The organism is Rothia sp. 88186D007BW (assembly GCF_053544215.1).
Genome location: NZ_JBPPTR010000007.1, coordinates 48,630 through 64,802 on the forward strand (window position 1 = coordinate 48,630; position 16,173 = coordinate 64,802).

Sequence of the window (16,173 nt, forward strand, 5' to 3'; positions counted from 1 at the left end):
CCTGTGAGAGCTGTGGTCCTTGAGAAGGAAAGAGGAAACGCAACGGCAGAGTTCGTGATGGTTTCTGCCCTGGTTGTTTTACTTTTCCTGAGTGTTGTGCAAATCGCTTTTGCCATGTTTACCCGAAACGTACTGCAAGATGCTGCCTCTCAAGGTGCCCGCTATGGGGCCATGCTCGATAGGACGCCCGCTGATGGTGAAGAGCGCACACACGACTTGCTCTACTCTGTGCTCCCTGACCAGTATTCGGCGAAGATTAGTAGCTCTGTCACCCAGTGGCAGGGAGTAGATGCTGTGCAAGTGACCGTTGTTGCCCCGGTCCCACTGCTTGGCCCCTTTGGTATGGACGCCCAGTGGGAGGTGAGCGGGCATGCTGTGGTTCAGCGATAAACCCGGTGAAGAACCTAAAGTAGCAGAAAGGTCAGATCATTCTGACAGGGGCAGTGCCCTGGTCGAATTTATTGGCTTAGGTGCCCTGCTGATGGTGCCCACAGTTTATTTTCTGCTCTCGGTTTTTGCCATGCAGTCAGCGGCCTTCGCGGCCTCTAACGCTAGTGCCCACGCTCTACAGGTCATTCAGTTTCTACCCCCGGAGCAGCGTAGCCAATCTGCTGTCCAAGCTGTTGCGGTGCTGACAGCAAGCGACTTTGGTATAGATGCTGGGGCTGTTACAGCCACCTTAGGCTGTGAGGATACCTGCGCACCGGGGGAGCGGGTAACTGTAGAGGTAAGAGTTGAGGTGGAGTTGCCCCTGGTGCCCTGGCCAGGAGCACCTACCCTGGCTACAATGACCTCCCAGGCTGTGAGCTGGGGAGGTGATTACTCCTGATGCTCAAGAAACACGCCCACTATTCTGAATCGTCTCAAGGAGAGACAGAAAAAGAGCATGAAGCTGAGCAGGGGAGTGTGCTTCCTCTGATCGTGGGGCTCTGTCTGGTGCTGCTACTGATTGCCTCTACCGTTACTGGAGTGAGCTCAGTCTACCTAGAAAGAGCACGTCTGCAAGCTTTAGCTGATCAGGCTGCAACCTCAGCTGCGCAACGCATCGAAGGTATCACCGCAGTAGGGGCGTCCCAGGCACAGGTGAGACTCACCAATGCCGGGGTGCAGGCGTCCGCTCAGACTTTCCTGCATGAAAGTGGCGCTGGGGCTGATTTCTCCCAGCTGGCCTTGAACCCCGCAACTGGAGCGCCCGAACACCATACGGCAACCGTCGTCCTCTCAGCAAGAGCCCACCCGCCCTTACTCTCCATCGTGCTACCTGATGGTATCGATATCACCGTTACCGGCAAGGCACGCGTCATCACCACCCAACAGTAGAACACCCACAGCTCTGCCCCATCAGCGCAAAAGCGGGGCAAAACCGGGCGCTTACCCTCCTTTTCAGTTAGGGTTAATAGTCATGGCTACTTTAGATTTTTCTGCCCACATCAAAACCTTACGCTCAACCTACGCCTCCATCGAAGAGGTCAGCGACGTTGAGCAGCTTCGCGCTACCATCGCAGAACTCTCTGAAGCAGCCGGCGCCCCGGACCTCTGGGACAACCCCGACGCCGCCCAAAAAGTAACCTCCCAGCTCTCCCACAAACAAGCTGAACTCGATAAGCTCCTCAAACTAAACCAGGCCATTGACGACCTTGACATCATGGTCGAACTAGCCGAAGAAGAAGGCGACACCCAAACCCTGGCCGAAGCGGAAACCGAACTGCGCGCTATCGAAAAACGCCTAGCAGAGCTTGAAGTCATCACCCTCCTCTCCGGCGAGTACGACCAGCGCGATGCCGTCGTCACCATCCGAGCAGGAGCCGGTGGCGTAGATGCCGCCGACTTCGCCGAAATGCTCCTGCGCATGTACCTGCGCTGGGCAGAAAAAAACGGCTTTGACACCACTGTCATGGACACCTCCTACGCCGAAGAAGCCGGCCTCAAATCAGCAACCTTTGAGGTCAAAGCCCCCTACGCCTTTGGGCGCCTATCCATCGAAGCAGGAACCCACCGCCTGGTGCGCATCTCACCCTTCAATAGCCAGGGCAAACGCATGACCTCCTTCGCCGCAGTAGAAGTCATCCCCCTCATTGAGCAAACCGACCACATCGAGATCCCCGAAGCCGAACTCAAAGTTGATGTCTTCCGCTCATCTGGCCCCGGCGGTCAATCCGTCAACACCACAGACTCAGCTGTGCGCATGACCCACATACCCACCGGCATCGTAGTCTCGATGCAAAACGAAAAATCCCAGCTACAAAACCGAGCCGCCGCGCTACGCGTCCTACAATCTCGCCTGCTCCTACTGCGTAAAGAACAAGAGGACGCCAAAAAGAAGGAACTCGCCGGTGACGTCAAGGCCTCCTGGGGCGACCAGATGCGCTCCTACGTGCTCAACCCCTACCAGATGGTCAAAGACCTACGCACCAACTATGAAGAGGGAAACCCCAGCGCCGTATTCGACGGGGCACTGGACGGCTTCATCGACGCCGGTGTGCGATGGCGCGCCGCCGAACGACAGAAAAGAAAGAACGAAGAATAATCGTGGCTAAGAAAAAAGTAACGAAAGAAGACCCCAACAACCACACCATCGCCTCCAACCGCCGCGCTCGCCATAACTACAACATCCTAGAAACCTGGGAGGCTGGCCTAGTGCTCATGGGCACCGAGGTGAAATCTTTGCGTGATGGTGGTGCTTCTATCACCGATGGTTTTTGCCAGATGTATGGCAATGAGCTGTGGTTAGAGGGTATTCATATCGCTGAATACGGGCGAGGGTCTTGGACTAATCACGCTGCCCGCCGCCGCCGCAAACTGCTCATGCACCGCAGCGAAATCAATAAGATCGCCCAGAAGCTCAACGAAAGCGGCTACACGGTGGTGCCTTTGAAACTTTATTTCAGTAAGGGCCGCGCCAAGGTTGAAATTGCCCTGGCTACCGGTAAACGCGACTACGATAAGCGTCAGGCCCTACGCGAGCGCCAGGACAATCTAGAAGCTCAGCGTGCTATGCGCTATAAGAACCTGGGCTAATAACCTACTCGAAGGAGAGAGATGACAACCGGAAATAACAAGGAAAACCCCTACGGTAACTACGTTCCTGGGCAGTACAGCTCAGATAGCGCCTCTGGGCAGGAACAGCAGGACGCTGCCCCTAGCTCTTTTTCTCACGAGCAGGCAGCTACATCTCAGCAGGACTATGGTCAGTCTCAGTACTCCCAGCAAGGCTACGGCCAACAGGAGTATGGCCAGCCTCAATACTCTCAGCCGGGATATGGCCAGCAGGGCTATGGGCAGTCTTATGGCGGTCAGCAGCCTGCCAGCTACTCTACCTACGGGTATGACCCCTATAACCAGCAGCTTGCCCAGGGCCCTAGAGGCCTAGCCATTGCTTCTCTGGTGCTGGGTGTCCTGGCCTTTCTCAGTGGTTGGGCGGTTATTGGCGGTGTTGTGGGCATCGTCGGTCTGGTACTGGGTATTATTGCCCTGCGTCAGACGAAAACCGGGGGAGGGGGCAAGGGCCTATCTATCACCGGTATTGTTTTGAGCGGCCTGGGCATCCTGGGCTCTTTGATAGCCCTCATTTTCTTTGGCTGGTTTTTCACAGCTTTTGGAGATTGCATGGTTTATGCGGAGGACGAGGTTCGAATGGAGCAATGCATCAATGAGAAGATGGGGGTTGAAACCACAGCGCCGACCAGTGAAACTACAGAGTGGCCCAGCGAAACTATAGCGCCGACTCCTGACATCACAGTACCGATGAGTACCGCAGAGCCGACTCGCAAGGCCTAGTTGTACCTGTCCGTTGGCTCTTTACAGTGGTGAGGCCTAACTGGTAGACTGGTGCATCCGAGCTAATTGGGCCGGTGCCTTTCATGGATGAGTTGCGACTCGAAGGAGCACAGGAAAACGCTTAGCTTGGCGTTCTTTGATAAAAGAATATGGGGATGATCGGTTTCGACGATGTGAGTTGAAATGGATGAAGCGTGCCGAGGACGCAGGGTTATCTCGTAAACGCCCTCTGCAAAAAAATAAGTGCAGAATCTAAGCGCACTGACTTCGCACTCGCTGCCTAATAATCCCAGCGATGCAGTCTGGTAGCCTGAGCTTGCCTTTGGCTCAGCCACTACCATCAGTTTAAAAGGCCACTGCTGCCCGTCCTTGTCGTAGGGCCGGGTGGGACTTTAATACGACTAGGTTAGGCCTTGTAAGTGTTTGTGCAAGCAAGGTAGCCGAAAACACCGTTTTCACAAACTGCGCACGGAGAAGACCCGTTGACGCCACATCGGACCGGGGTTCGATTCCCCGCATCTCCACAGTAGTAAGGCCCTCCGCCCGGGTAACCCAGGCGGAGGGCCTTTTCTGTGTAGTCACACAGAGGGCCTTTTCTGTGCGGTCATACAGGGGTAAGGTGCTCCCCTTTTAGACTTACTATTCGCTGACTAGTAGAGGGGTAGGGGTCGGCCTTGTCTAGGTTGCTGGGGAAGTGCTGATAAGCTGGCCATACATCAATAAAGGCCCACCCCGGGCTAGTAGTTTCATGAAGAAATGAGGACGCCGTGAGCACCCAGCCCTCTGCTTACCCCCAACCATACCCTCCAGCACAGGCGGGCGTCCTGCTGCCCCCAGCGCTTGATCTTACTACCCCTGGTGAGCCTGCCCAGTACCGGGTGCCAGATGCCTACCGTCGCCCCTATGGGGAGCTGGTGCGTGATAAGCGGGGCCGCGGCTACTACCCTGCGGTGATGGCCCTGACCGCTGGTGTGGTCAGCTGGATTGTGGTGCTTATGGCGGGCGTCTTTGCCCTCTTAGCTCTCATCCCGGCTCTAGCTGCTATTGTGCTAGGCATTAGAGCCTTGTACATGCGTGGGCGTAATCTGCGCACCCACTTGCACGGAAAGACAGCTGGCCTGGCCTGGGGCGGCATTGTGTTAGGTGCAATCTGCATACCTGTAGCGGTACTCTTCTACTTCATGGCTAGCTGGTTATTGAATGGTGCAGAGGTAGCTAACTGCGAGATGACCTACGCGGGGGATGAAGAAGCTATCGCTCGTTGCATTGAAAAGAACACTCGCTACTAGGCCACACCCCTACTGTGAGGTGCGCCTCAATAGGGTTATGATGGGAGATAGCCCACCCAGCACCGCCCAGGAGCACACCCGTGACCGAGTCAGACGCACCCACAGACCCCTACAAGCAGGGCAGCCCCACCCCCCGCTTCACCCCGGCTGACCCAGCCCACCCCACCACCGACGAAATTCCCTTCATCTACCCGGCCCATTGGGAGGCCGACGTCGTATTACGGGACGGAGCCACAGCAAACCTACGCCCAGTAATCCCCACCGACCGGGCAGCCCTGGAAAAAATGTACGCAGGCCAATCCGAACGCACCATCTACCTGCGCTTTTTCACCCACAAACCCACCCTCAGCGATAAAGAACTGACCCGATTCACCACAGTAGATCACAATCATCGAGTCGCCTTCGTACTGCTACTAGGCGAAGAAATCATCGGCATCGGCCGATACGACCGCACACATAACCCCAAAGAAGCTGAAGTTGCCTTCATGATCTCCGATGCCCACCAGGGCCGAGGAATCGGCTCAATTCTGCTCGAACACCTTGCAGCAGCAGCAAACGAGCGCGGCATCGACAGGTTCAGCGCCGAAGTGCTACCGCAGAACCGAAAAATGCTCAACGTCTTTACCGACGCAGGCTACGAGATTTCCCGCGAATTTGAAGACGGCATGGTGATGGTCTACTTCAACATCGACCCCACCGACCGCTCCCGCGGAGTGATGGAAGCACGCGAACACCGCGCGGAATCCACATCAATTGCCGAGCTACTAGCCCCCCGAACCGTATCAGTCATCGGCACCACAAACCGCTGGGACAACGACGGGCATAAGGTCCTCAAAACCCTGGTAGACGGCGGATTCACAGGCACCCTCTACGGAATCAACGAAGGCCAACTACCTGCCGGCAAGATCCCTATCTACTCCACCATCAAGGACCTACCAACCCGCGTAGACTTAGCAATCATCGCCCTCCCGCTAGCAGAGGTAGCCCCAGCCGTTGCCGCCTGCGGTGAGGCCGGCGTCCGCGGGGTACTGATCTACACCACCGGCTACGCAGACGACGGGGCCCGGGGCCATGCCCGCCAAAAAGCCCTGGTGAGATTAGCGCGTAGCCACGGAATGCGCGTCATCGGGCCAGCCTCCTTCGGGCTGCTCAACAATAACCCGGGAATCCGCCTCGATGCCACTATGAGCGCCCAAGACCCCAAGCCCGGTGCGCTAGGTCTCTTTAGCCAGTCCTCAGCTATCGGAGTCATGTTCTCTAACACCGCGGTGAAACGCAACATCGGTGTCTCGTCCCTGGTCTCAGCAGGCAACCGCGCGGACGTCTCAGGCAACGACATCATGCAGTACTGGGAAGACGACGAGGCTACCGGCGTCTGTGCCCTCTACCTAGAATCAATCGGTAACCCCCGCAAATTCTCCCGCATCACCCGCAGGCTCTCCCGCGTCAAACCGGTACTGGTCGCTAAGAACGCGGTCACCGGCCAAAAACTCCCCCCGGGCCATTCCGGGCGGACCTCTATCGCACCCCCCGAAGCACTCGATGCCATGTTCAAGCAATCCGGTGTAATCAGCACCGAAACCTTTGAGAAAGTGCTCGATGTGGCCCAGGTACTGGTCTCCCAGCCCCTACCAGCTGGCCGACGTATCGCTATCCTCTCCAACGCCTCAGCCCTGGGGCAAATTGTTGCCGATAAAGCCCAAACCCTCAAAATCGATGTGCGAGTCACCGAATCGACGCTCCGACTCACCGACGACGGCATTGACAGCTTAAAAGTTCTTGAAGACGTCGCAACTAGCACCCTAGAAGCATCAGATATTGACGCCGCTATCGGCATCTTCCTCACCGGCGACTCCATCGAACCCAAAGACATTGCAGGAGTGCTACAACAGGCTGGCAAACGCACTGGCAAGCCAGTAGTTGCTGCCTTCCCCGGAACACTCAACACCGCCCAAACCCTCCACGGAATCTGGGAAAACTCACAGCAGCAGCTACCTACCCCAGAGAATCCTGACGCAGCGGGGCAGGGCGCACCCACCCTACAAGAAGGACTGCCCTGCTTTGAATCCCCAGGTGCTTCCATACTGGCCCTAGCCAAAGTCATGGACTACGTCGAATGGCGAGAAAAGGAAACCGGGGCGCTCGCTACCCCCGAGAACGTGAGCCCAAAAGCTGCAGCCGCAGGCATCGCCCACCACCTAACCCAGGTGAGCGGAGAAAACCTGCTAGATCTTCCTGCCCCCGCCACCGCAGAACTCCTCGCCAAGTACGGCATTAGCCTACTTCCCGAATACGGTTTTGAAACAGCCCAAGAAGCAGCTGCGGCCGCAGCTACAGCAGGCGGTTACCCCGTCGTCCTTAAAACCACCGACCAGACACTACGCCACCGCCTTGAGGTGGGCGGCGTCCGTCTAGGCATCGAAAGTGACGCCGAACTGCTCAGGGAAATAGCCCACATGCACCGGGTGCTTGAACCCTACGGCAAGTTTGACCTCACCGTACAGAAACAAGCCCCAGCCGGGCACACCGCGGTACTCATCGGCATCGAAGACCCCCTCATCGGCCCCGTTATTTCCTTCGGCATGGCCGGTGACGCAACCAAGCTCCTTGGCGACTGGGCCCACCGCATCCCACCCCTGACTGAGCGTGATGTGTACAAGATGGTGCGCTCACCCAAAGCAGCAGCTAAACTCTTTGCCGACAAGGGCATACCCCAGGTGCGAATCGACCTACTAGAAGATTTATGCGCCTGGGTAGCCCTCATGAAAGATAACCACCCTGAGATTGCCTACCTAGAACTGAACCCGATCCTACTGGCCCACGAAACACTCACCGTGATAGGCGCCAAGATACGCCTAGGCAACCCCCAACAGCGCACTGACTCCGCCCGGCGAACCATGAGTAGCTAGGGGCAAGCTGGTATGACCTAAAATGGAAGGTAAACCTACCAGCTAGAAGAAACCTCAGAAAGAGACGAGACGATGACCCCCAGCGCAGCCGAAGCTCTCACCAGAGATATCCAGCAAGCGGGGTTTTACCCCGAACTCGTCCTCGATACGGTAGCCGAAGCCTTATCCGGGCTAGCACCAACCAGCCACCTGGTCCAAGTAGAAACCCACTTCGACCAGAACGAACTGCACCGCCATATCACGGTGTTAGTCTTAGCCGGTCACATCCTTCTTGTAGCCCACCTCGATGACCAAAACCTCGACGAAAACGGCCAGCAGGTTCTCGCTCACGTATCGGTAGAAACCCTGCACGTAAGTCGGCTCCGCACCCTAACTGTCAGCTACACCTACCCCCAGCCCCAACACTATCGAACAGGTAGCCCTGTCTCAGAGGTCTCTTTACTCATCGCCTGGACCGGCTCCCAACGGCTAGATGTACAACCGGCAGAATGCCCCGACCCCGTGTGCGAAGCCGACCACGGCTACACCGGTATGAGCCCCCGCGAAGATATGCTCCTACGAGTGAGCACCCCCGCAGATGGTGCGGACGCCACCGCCCAGGCCCGCAGCTTTGCTAGGGCCCTACGCTCTGCCCACATGGCAGCCATGAACCACCAGACCCTGCCCACCACCGCAACCGTACAGGCAGGAGCCTAAAATGAGCGTCCTCACCGACTACTGCGGCAACCCCCTACCCACCGAACCTGGCTACGGCGGCAACAATCTGGCCGACCTCTTTGAATCGTGCGGCACCTTGGTAGCCCAAGGCTCCATCACCCCTGACCCCCACCCCCTGCACGGGGCCGGACGCCACGACCTCATCGGCTTAGCTGAGCGGCTGCGCTCTGCCGGGGTCGACCCCACCCGTTATCGCAGCGTCTGCCTGGTCATGGTTGACGGTTTGGGCCAGAGCCTACTATCAACCTACGGCTCCTACGCCCCCCTCTTGAAGAAGGCCACCCAGCTTGGGCCTATCCACTCAGCGGTGCCGTCAACCACGGTCGCTTCACTCAGTAGCTTCGGCACCGCAACCGCCCCGGGGTACCACGGCATGGCTGGTTATGAGGTCAAAAACCCAGCAACTGGAACCGTCATGAACCAGCTTTCAGGCTGGGATAAGACGGTAGACCCCCACATCTGGCAGCCCCACCCCACCGTTTTTGAGCGATACCAAAACCACCTAGACGTTGCAACAGTCTCGCTTAGCAAGTACGCGGGTACTGGCTTGAGTGAGGCCGGGCTACGAGGTGGGCGTTTTGTGCACGCAGGCGGGTATGGTGCCCGCACCACCTTGGCTGCTAGCCTGCTGAACTCCCGCAAGCCGTCCTTGGTTTACCTTTATTGGGGAGAAATTGACCAGACCGGCCATAAGTTCGGCACCAGCTCAGACCAATGGCTTGAGCAGCTAGAAGAGCTCAATCTTGCCCTTAAATCGCTAGCGCGTAGACTGCCGTCGCATGTGCTGCTGCTGGTGACTGCCGATCACGGCATGGTAGATGTTGACCCCCAGAACCGTATCGACTACTCAGGTGATGCTGCCCTGCTTGAGAATGTTGAGCTAACAGCCGGTGAACCCCGCATGGTGCAGCTTTACCTGAAGGACTCCAGCCCCGCGGCCCGCCAAGATACTTTGGGACGCTGGGCAGAAGCCTGGGGGGAGCAGGCCTGGATTTTTGATACTGAAAACCTCTGTGAGGCCGGCTATTTTGGCCCGCAGGTTACGGACGAGGCCCGCCGCCGCATTGGAGATATTATCGTAGCTGCCCGCGAACCTATCGCCCTGTACGATATGCGCCATTACAAACCCCATGCCTTGCAGATGGTGGGGCAGCACGGGTCGCTAACGCTTGAGGAAACACAGGTTCCGCTGCTGATGCTACCGACTGGCTAGGGCTAGGCCCACCCTAAGGACGGCCGGAGTGGCCACTTGCTGGGGTAGGTCAAGAAGGAGAGTTTCTTCTGCCTGAGGTGTCTCTGCTCCAAAGGTCGGCTCCAGGTGGGGCGCCGTCTGGCCAAGAGCAAAGGCCCTGTACCTAACCTCAGGGTAGGTACAGGGCTTTAATAGATGATAAACACCCGAAGTCTAACGGCGCTGGTTACCGAAGATAATGTCATCCCAACTGGGCACACTGGTGCGCTTAGTTCGGCTGGACTTAGGGGCAGGGGCCTCATCGTCATGGCCTAGAGGCTCCTCATCAGAAGCTACTGGTTCTTTAGCGCCAGCAACCTCTTCACCAAGATCAGTTTCAAGTGCGTCGGGTTCCTTGATGCTCTCACGGTTTGATTCACGGTCGTTTGATGTAGCCTCGCTGACTTCCTCACCGCCTACTTCAACAGCGTTCGCATCAACAGCATTCGCATCAACAGGGCCCGAGTCCAGGGCAGGCTGTGGCGCTACAGCACCTTCGGCAGAGGTTTCCTCCTGCTCAACAGTCGTTTCAACTACCGGGCTAAAATCTTCACCAGCCTCAGAAACAGACTCAGCCTGCACCCCAGCAGCAGGGCGGGAGCTGCGGCGGGCACGCTCCAACAGATCAGCTAGCTTGCGCTCGCTAGCAGGGTCAAAGGAGCGCACACCGCGGCGGGCTGTCAGCTCATCAAGCAGCTCATTCTGCTCTTTCTGCTCAGGCACACTCACCCGAGTAATGCGAGGCTCAGCAACCTGAACACCGGCGGAGGACGATACCGACTGCGCAGAGGCATCGCTCACCTGCTCGCCCTGTGAGGTCACAGACTGCTTGGAAAGCCCCGGAATCGGTGCATCGTGGGAATGGTCGCGCCCCATCAAGAAGTAGGCAGCCTCATTGGAGGCATAAATGCTCTGGTTGGCAGGGTTGAAGTTCCACCGGGCAGGGAACATGACGCTGCGCGGTAAGTTGGCCTGGGCGTCCGCACCCAAATCTATATCAACCGATACGGTCCACTGGCCAGACTCCTGCTGCCAAGTGCTCCAATCCATCGGGGCCTGGGTAAAGTCATAACGCTCAGATACTGACTCAATATGCTGGTCAAGACTCTGAGCTGCCTCGCCCTGACCGGGGGCAGCAGAGATAACGGCGGTACGGGCCGTTTGAATGATGTTGGCACGCTCAGCGACAATAGGCCACTCATAGCGGCGCACCCGCTCTGGCTCCCAGCCTGATTCTGCAGCAATTTCTTCAACCGTGGCACCCTGACGGAATCGGGTCTGAATATCACGGGGGCCAAAGGCGCCACCAGCGCTACCGCCGCGTAAGGGGCTGATACGGCGGGCACGAGCAATGCTCTGCCGCAGGTTCTGGTCGATGGGCAAGAGGTAGGTTGCGCCGTCAGATGATTCGAGGACGAGGTTCTCACCATCGTCATGAATGCCAGCTAGTCGCAGTTCACGCACTGCTCGGTCTCCTTAGATGGGGCCGGGCACCACCTCCAAGACAAGGCGGTGCTCACTTCAATCTTTACACTTACTTGAAAGACTACCGGCTCAAGCTCTGCCTGAAAGCTAAAGGAGCTGGGGGAGGGGGTGAAGTTTTGAAAATACCCGATTTTTCAAGGAAAATTATCTCAAGCTCAGGAAGAACTTGAAATAAATGTCTTACCCTGCACCAACCCTCACTCAACCTATATGACTCGCTCAGAGAGAACATGAACTCTCCGCTTGCATTCTCGCAAGCAATAGTGAACAATTCTACCCGTCACCTCAACACAATCGGAGGCCCCGGCCAATACAGGGGCAACCGATATCAAGCCGGGGTGCAGGTGCCCCAGACCAGACAGAGGGGGTATCTACCCTTCGCACACCTAATACGGAGAAAACCATGGCAACCGATTACGATGCACCTCGCAAGCAAGATGAAGAGAGCAAAGACCAATCCTTTGAGGAGCTGCGTTCACGCCCCTCAGAAATGCAATCAGGTGCAGTGGACGAGGACGAAAACGCAGCAGCCGAAAGTTTTGAACTACCCGGTGCTGACCTCTCCAACGAAGAACTAAACGTTGTGGTTCTCCCCGCACAGGACGACGAATTCACCTGTGCCTCATGCTTCCTGGTGCGCCACCGCTCCCAGATCGCCCGTGAAGAGGGCGACCTCAAGTACTGCATTGAGTGCGAGAGCTAAAAGATAGAAACTCAACAGACAAGGGCGGGCCCGCGTTGTCATAACGCGGGCCCGCCCTTGGTTCTACTGAAACTTTGAAGAGAACCTACAAGCCCTAGCCTTCTTCAGATAAACCCTCATTAAGGATCGCTGCAATCTTCTCAGGGTGACGGGAGGAAGCAATCCAATAGGGGGTTGGGTCTGCCGGGTCGGTAATGTCTACCCGAATTACTGAGGTAATCCACCCCCGGAAACACATATACGCCCGCCCATCCAGTGCCGGGCCAGTAGCCAGGCGGGCATTCTCCCCACGAAAAGCGTAGGCACGGCCCACATAGTCCCGTTCGATACGGGCCCGACCAAAGCGCACCGTGCTATCAGTAATCTCTAGAGTGGGAGAGCTCCCATAGAGAATCACACCCAGCAGAAGAAAGACCACAACACCGGCAATGACCCCTGCGGTAATGCTGATAGGTGCACCCACCAGATAAGAAGCGAGACCAGCACCTACACAACCGACCCATAAGCCAAGACCCGGGGCTAGTCGTTCACGGTAGAGCACAGTGGGGGCAGTAACAGGCATAGCTTCCTTCGATACAACAAAATTCTGGGCACAGTGCCGGGGGGGCACCCAGCAACACTGCTTCTAGTCTAAGGGGTTTTAGCCCCCGACGTGAGCGGCAGACCGGTGCATAACCCGGTACAGTAAAGAGAGTGATGAACCAGCTTAAGATTGATATCAAGATGCTCGATGAGGGGCTTGAACCCCCCGCTTACGCCCAGCCCGGGGATGCCGGAGCCGACTTGCGCTCGCGCCTGACCTTGACCCTTGCCCCGGGTGAGCGTGCCCTGGTGCCCACTGGTGTGGCAATTGCTCTGCCTGAGGGGTATGTGGGTCTGGTGCACCCGCGTTCGGGTCTGGCCGCTAAGCACGGTATTACTATTGTCAACGCCCCGGGCACCGTTGATTCGGGGTATCGCGGTGAGCTTATGGTTAGCCTGCTCAACACCGACCGTAGCCAGCCCTTTACTATCGAGCGCGGTGACCGTATCGCCCAGCTAGTGATTCAGCGGTTTGAGTCCGCTATTTTTAATGTGGTGGAGAGCTTGAGCGAAACTGAACGTGGGTCTGCCGGGTTTGGTTCCACAGGCGTACAGTAAGAGCAGTAGAGAGGCTAGGCCACTAAGGAGGCACTATGTTTGGTTTTGGTAAGAAAAAGAAGAATGCGGATACCGCCGCTACGCAGCGTGAACAGGGCACTGCAGATGCCCCTGCAGCGGGTGAGAAGAAGGGGCAGGGCAAAAGCGCCACCGAAAAAACAGCCCTAGTAGCTGGTCGTAGCAAAGCTCAGAAGCCTGCCGTAGATGCAGCTCTGCCTGTCTCCTTTGTAGAATTTACCCGTGAGAACGGCCCCTTTGACGTCACCGAGCAACGTACCGGTTCTAGCTATATTGACCTGGGTGGCTTGCTGATTAAGAGTAATCCGGGGCTGAGCCTGCGTCTTGAGGCTGACCAGAAAACTCAGCAAGTTATTGCTGTTACCCTGCAAATCGGTGAAGGCGCCCTTCAAGTGCAGGCTTTTGCGGCTCCTAAGAGCCGAGGGATTTGGGATGATATCCGTAAGGAACTATCTGAAAGTGTGCGCCGTAAGGGAGGCCAGGTCGATATTAATGATGGCCCCTTTGGGCGTCAGCTTATTTCTCGTGTGCCCGCTGAGCTTCCTGACGGCCGTAAGGGCTTCCGTGTCGCCCGTTTCGTGGGTGTTGATGGGCCGCGCTGGTTTGTGCGTGGGGTGTTCTCCGGTAAGGCTGCTTTGCCTGGGGAGAGTGCAACCGCTCTTGAAGAGGTTTTCCGCACTATTGTGGTCAACCGTGGCTCTGAGCCTATGCCTCCGCGTGATTTGCTGCCTATGCGCGTGCCCCAGCAGATTCAGGAGGCTGCTGACGCCCAGGCCGCTGCAGCTGCAGAAGCTCAGAAGAAACCTACTGTCGAGGTGCCCCGCCGCGGCCCTGAGATCACTGAAATCGGTTAGGGCCTATGCCTGAGACTGAGTCGCCCTTCACCCGGCAGCAGGTGGCCGGGCCGGTGACCCGCCTGGAAGAGTACCCGCAGCGGTTCCGTGCACGAGTCGCTGGGCGAGTAGCCAGGGTGCACATTTCGCATGTAGGGGCCACCCCCAAGTTTGAGGTGACCCTGCTGGTCGATAAGTCTAAGCCCCTGCCGCCGGCAAAGACCCACCCCATGACGGGTATGCCCATTGCAGAAACCGGTGAAGACCTGGATGACACTACCGATGTGAGCACCACTGAGGACACCTCAACCGGTCAAATCTCTGTGCTCGATGAGGAAACCGGGTTTACTACTCGCTTTAGCGTCAACCGGGCAGGGCCCCGTGTGCTCTACCCGGAGTTCCCGCCTCTAGCACCGGGTACGGTGCTGACCTTGGTATGGTTGGGTCAGCGCCAGGTGCCGGGTATAGCAGCCGGTGGCTACCTGAGGGTCTCAGGTATGCTCAGCACCCGGGAGAAGCCCCTCATGTATAACCCCCGCTATGAGATAGTTCCAATTTCTTAGCATCTACTCAAAGGACGCTGGCCCCACCTTTACAACACAAGGTGGGGCCAGCGTCCTCTGGTGTAATACTGGGTGCCAGACTAGTTAAACCGGTGAGCTAAAGAGGGCGCGGATGTCGTCCTCACCGGTGGGGGTGGTGATAAAGAAGAGTTCATCGCCGCCTTCAATGACGTCGTCTCCGCTGGGGGTAATCGGTACCCCATCGCGCAAGATGGCGGTCAAGGTGGTCTCGTAGGGCCACTGCACGTTATCTACCGTGTGACCAATGATGGGGTGGTCAGCCGGAACTGTGTATTCCACCAAAGTGGCGCTACCGGTCTTGAGGGTGATCAGGCGCACCACGTCACCGACCTCTACGGCTTCTTCCACTAGGGCTGTCATCAGCCGCGGGGTAGAAACTGCAACATCAACACCCCAGGCCTCATCAAAGAGCCACTCATTTTTGGGGTTGTTCACGCGGGCTACGGTGCGGGGCACCCCAAACTCACTGCGGGCTAAGAGAGATACAACCAGGTTGGTTTTATCGTCACCTGAGGCGGCTACAATGACGTCCGCGTTCTCAGGTTTAGCCTGCCGTAGGACGGACAGCTCACAGGCGTCCCCAATGACCCAATGGGCCCGCTGAATACCGCTGCGAGAAATAGCCTCGGGCTTAATGTCAATAATGGTGACCGTATGGCCGTGGGAGAGTAGCTCCCGGGCGCTTGAAGAGCCTACTGAGCCTGCACCAATAATGATTACTTCCACTCAAGATCCCCCTCATCCTGGCCTGCCGGGGGTGCACCTAGCACCCTGGCAATGTCGTTGATGTCTTCGGTGCGCATCATGGCGTGCACCGTATCACCTTGCTGGTAAGAGGTTTCCTTCGTTGGTAGCATGCCCTCCCCAAAGCGGGTCAGGTAGGCTACCCGCACCCCTGCGGCCTCTTCAATCTCGGTCAGGGCGTGACCAGCCCAACTCTCGTGTAACTGAAGTTCACCGAGCATGAGACGACCTGAGGCTTCACGGAAGTCACCGGCCATGGCCTGCTCAGGCAAAATACGGCGCAGTACCTGATCGGTAGACCACCGCACTGCCGCTACCGTAGGGATACCCAGACGCTGGTAGAACTCGGCACGGTTGGGGTCATAGATACGAGCGACCACATGCTGCACCCCAAAAGTTTCTCGGGCCACACGGGAGGCAATAATATTGGAGTTATCGCCAGAGGAGACAGCCGCAAAGGCATAGGCGTGTTCAACGCCGGCCCGTTTGAGGGTCTCACGGTCAAAGCCCACACCCGTGACCTTCTTGCCCGCAAAATCCTTGCGTAAGCGGCGAAATGACCTCTCATCCTGGTCAATGACAGCAACCGAATGGCCCGCATCTTCTAGGGTGTGAGCCAACATGACGCCCACACGACCGGCACCCATAATCACAAAATGGGGCACTTAGCACCTCACGACAAGACAACGAAAAATAAACACATACCCCGCAGCACAGGGGTACCTCTAGTCTACGCTTGGTGG

At 57.2% G+C, this 16,173-nt stretch carries 18 protein-coding genes and 1 other RNA gene; 15 read left to right on the forward strand and 4 right to left on the reverse strand.

Features of this window, described 5'->3' with window-relative positions; translation table 11 throughout:
- Positions 1-3: 3 nt before the first annotated feature.
- The 11 genes from ACEE09_RS05275 to ACEE09_RS05325 all read left to right on the forward strand — a co-directional run bounded on the left by ACEE09_RS05275 (position 4) and on the right by ACEE09_RS05325 (position 9,905).
- Positions 4-390 (forward strand): TadE/TadG family type IV pilus assembly protein, encoded by a 387-nt coding sequence (locus ACEE09_RS05275; RefSeq protein ID WP_449082733.1) that lies wholly within the window; start codon positions 4-6, stop codon positions 388-390.
- Entirely contained in the window at positions 371-829 is a 459-nt protein-coding gene (locus ACEE09_RS05280; protein WP_449082735.1) for a hypothetical protein, read from the forward strand. The genes ACEE09_RS05275 and ACEE09_RS05280 overlap by 20 nt, the downstream gene beginning before the upstream one ends.
- Complete coding sequence (locus ACEE09_RS05285; protein WP_449082736.1) at positions 829-1,320, forward strand: Tad domain-containing protein; 492 nt, start codon at positions 829-831, stop codon at positions 1,318-1,320. The genes ACEE09_RS05280 and ACEE09_RS05285 overlap by 1 nt, the downstream gene beginning before the upstream one ends.
- Before the next feature lie 82 nt (positions 1,321-1,402).
- On the forward strand, positions 1,403-2,527 hold the full coding sequence (prfB, locus tag ACEE09_RS05290; RefSeq protein WP_449082738.1) for a peptide chain release factor 2: 1,125 nt from the start codon (positions 1,403-1,405) through the stop codon (positions 2,525-2,527).
- Entirely contained in the window at positions 2,524-3,018 is a 495-nt protein-coding gene (gene smpB, locus ACEE09_RS05295) for an SsrA-binding protein SmpB (protein WP_449082850.1), read from the forward strand. Before prfB ends, smpB begins: the two co-directional genes overlap by 4 nt.
- Positions 3,019-3,039: 21 nt before the next feature.
- Positions 3,040-3,777 carry a DUF4190 domain-containing protein gene (locus ACEE09_RS05300; protein ID WP_449082740.1) on the forward strand — a complete coding sequence of 246 codons (738 nt, stop codon included), beginning with the start codon at positions 3,040-3,042 and terminating at the stop codon, positions 3,775-3,777.
- A gap of 151 nt (positions 3,778-3,928) precedes the next feature.
- Positions 3,929-4,304, forward strand: a transfer-messenger RNA (tmRNA) gene (gene ssrA, locus ACEE09_RS05305).
- 240 nt (positions 4,305-4,544) lie between these two features.
- On the forward strand, positions 4,545-5,066 hold the full coding sequence (locus tag ACEE09_RS05310) for a hypothetical protein (RefSeq protein ID WP_449082742.1): 522 nt from the start codon (positions 4,545-4,547) through the stop codon (positions 5,064-5,066).
- An 80-nt stretch (positions 5,067-5,146) separates the two neighbouring features.
- Positions 5,147-7,975, forward strand: coding sequence for a bifunctional acetate--CoA ligase family protein/GNAT family N-acetyltransferase (locus ACEE09_RS05315; protein ID WP_449082744.1), 2,829 nt, complete (start codon positions 5,147-5,149; stop codon positions 7,973-7,975).
- 72 nt (positions 7,976-8,047) lie between these two features.
- On the forward strand, positions 8,048-8,671 hold the full coding sequence (locus tag ACEE09_RS05320) for a DUF5998 family protein (RefSeq protein ID WP_449082745.1): 624 nt from the start codon (positions 8,048-8,050) through the stop codon (positions 8,669-8,671).
- 1 nt (position 8,672) lies between these two features.
- The gene (locus tag ACEE09_RS05325) at positions 8,673-9,905 is read left to right on the forward strand and encodes an alkaline phosphatase family protein (RefSeq protein ID WP_449082747.1); all 1,233 of its coding nucleotides are present in this window, start codon (positions 8,673-8,675) and stop codon (positions 9,903-9,905) included.
- 192 nt (positions 9,906-10,097) lie between these two features.
- On the opposite strand, the gene sepH is transcribed toward ACEE09_RS05325, so the two are convergent.
- Positions 10,098-11,387, reverse strand: coding sequence for a septation protein SepH (gene sepH, locus ACEE09_RS05330; RefSeq protein WP_449082749.1), 1,290 nt, complete (start codon positions 11,385-11,387; stop codon positions 10,098-10,100).
- 424 nt (positions 11,388-11,811) lie between these two features.
- Between sepH and ACEE09_RS05335 the strand changes: the two genes are divergently transcribed.
- A complete protein-coding gene (locus tag ACEE09_RS05335) occupies positions 11,812-12,111 on the forward strand; it encodes a DUF4193 domain-containing protein (protein ID WP_449082751.1) in 300 nt (99 codons plus the stop codon).
- 94 nt (positions 12,112-12,205) lie between these two features.
- Here ACEE09_RS05335 and ACEE09_RS05340 read toward each other — a convergent pair whose 3' ends face one another.
- Positions 12,206-12,673 (reverse strand): DUF3093 domain-containing protein, encoded by a 468-nt coding sequence (locus ACEE09_RS05340; RefSeq protein ID WP_449082753.1) that lies wholly within the window; start codon positions 12,671-12,673, stop codon positions 12,206-12,208.
- A gap of 134 nt (positions 12,674-12,807) precedes the next feature.
- Between ACEE09_RS05340 and dut the strand changes: the two genes are divergently transcribed.
- Genes dut through ACEE09_RS05355 form a run of 3 tightly spaced genes read left to right on the forward strand, consistent with a single transcriptional unit; the run spans position 12,808 to position 14,665 of the window.
- Positions 12,808-13,251, forward strand: a complete 444-nt coding sequence (gene dut, locus ACEE09_RS05345) for a dUTP diphosphatase (protein WP_449082755.1) — start codon at positions 12,808-12,810, stop codon at positions 13,249-13,251.
- 35 nt (positions 13,252-13,286) lie between these two features.
- Positions 13,287-14,123, forward strand: coding sequence for a DUF3710 domain-containing protein (locus tag ACEE09_RS05350; protein WP_449082757.1), 837 nt, complete (start codon positions 13,287-13,289; stop codon positions 14,121-14,123).
- A 5-nt stretch (positions 14,124-14,128) separates the two neighbouring features.
- Positions 14,129-14,665: an asparaginase gene (locus tag ACEE09_RS05355; RefSeq protein WP_449082759.1), complete on the forward strand. Its 537-nt coding sequence runs from the start codon at positions 14,129-14,131 to the stop codon at positions 14,663-14,665.
- Between the two features lie 84 nt (positions 14,666-14,749).
- Here the strand turns inward: ACEE09_RS05355 and ACEE09_RS05360 are convergent, their stop codons facing one another.
- Entirely contained in the window at positions 14,750-15,412 is a 663-nt protein-coding gene (locus ACEE09_RS05360; protein ID WP_449082761.1) for a potassium channel family protein, read from the reverse strand.
- On the reverse strand, positions 15,403-16,095 hold the full coding sequence (locus ACEE09_RS05365; RefSeq protein WP_449082763.1) for a potassium channel family protein: 693 nt from the start codon (positions 16,093-16,095) through the stop codon (positions 15,403-15,405). The genes ACEE09_RS05360 and ACEE09_RS05365 overlap by 10 nt, the downstream gene beginning before the upstream one ends.
- Positions 16,096-16,173 lie beyond the last annotated feature (78 nt).

Bases quoted from the DNA above. Each gene is read 5' to 3' on its own strand.
- ACEE09_RS05325 (WP_449082747.1), top strand. From the start codon at position 8,673: ATGAGCGTCCTCACCGACTACTGCGGCAACCCCCTACCCACCGAACCT.
- ACEE09_RS05280 (WP_449082735.1), top strand. From the start codon at position 371: ATGCTGTGGTTCAGCGATAAACCCGGTGAAGAACCTAAAGTAGCAGAA.
- ACEE09_RS05340 (WP_449082753.1), bottom strand. From the start codon at position 12,673: ATGCCTGTTACTGCCCCCACTGTGCTCTACCGTGAACGACTAGCCCCG.
- ACEE09_RS05355 (WP_449082759.1), top strand. From the start codon at position 14,129: ATGCCTGAGACTGAGTCGCCCTTCACCCGGCAGCAGGTGGCCGGGCCG.
- ACEE09_RS05320 (WP_449082745.1), top strand. From the start codon at position 8,048: ATGACCCCCAGCGCAGCCGAAGCTCTCACCAGAGATATCCAGCAAGCG.
- dut (WP_449082755.1), top strand. From the start codon at position 12,808: ATGAACCAGCTTAAGATTGATATCAAGATGCTCGATGAGGGGCTTGAA.
- ACEE09_RS05350 (WP_449082757.1), top strand. From the start codon at position 13,287: ATGTTTGGTTTTGGTAAGAAAAAGAAGAATGCGGATACCGCCGCTACG.
- prfB (WP_449082738.1), top strand. From the start codon at position 1,403: ATGGCTACTTTAGATTTTTCTGCCCACATCAAAACCTTACGCTCAACC.
- ACEE09_RS05285 (WP_449082736.1), top strand. From the start codon at position 829: ATGCTCAAGAAACACGCCCACTATTCTGAATCGTCTCAAGGAGAGACA.
- ACEE09_RS05300 (WP_449082740.1), top strand. From the start codon at position 3,040: ATGACAACCGGAAATAACAAGGAAAACCCCTACGGTAACTACGTTCCT.
- ACEE09_RS05335 (WP_449082751.1), top strand. From the start codon at position 11,812: ATGGCAACCGATTACGATGCACCTCGCAAGCAAGATGAAGAGAGCAAA.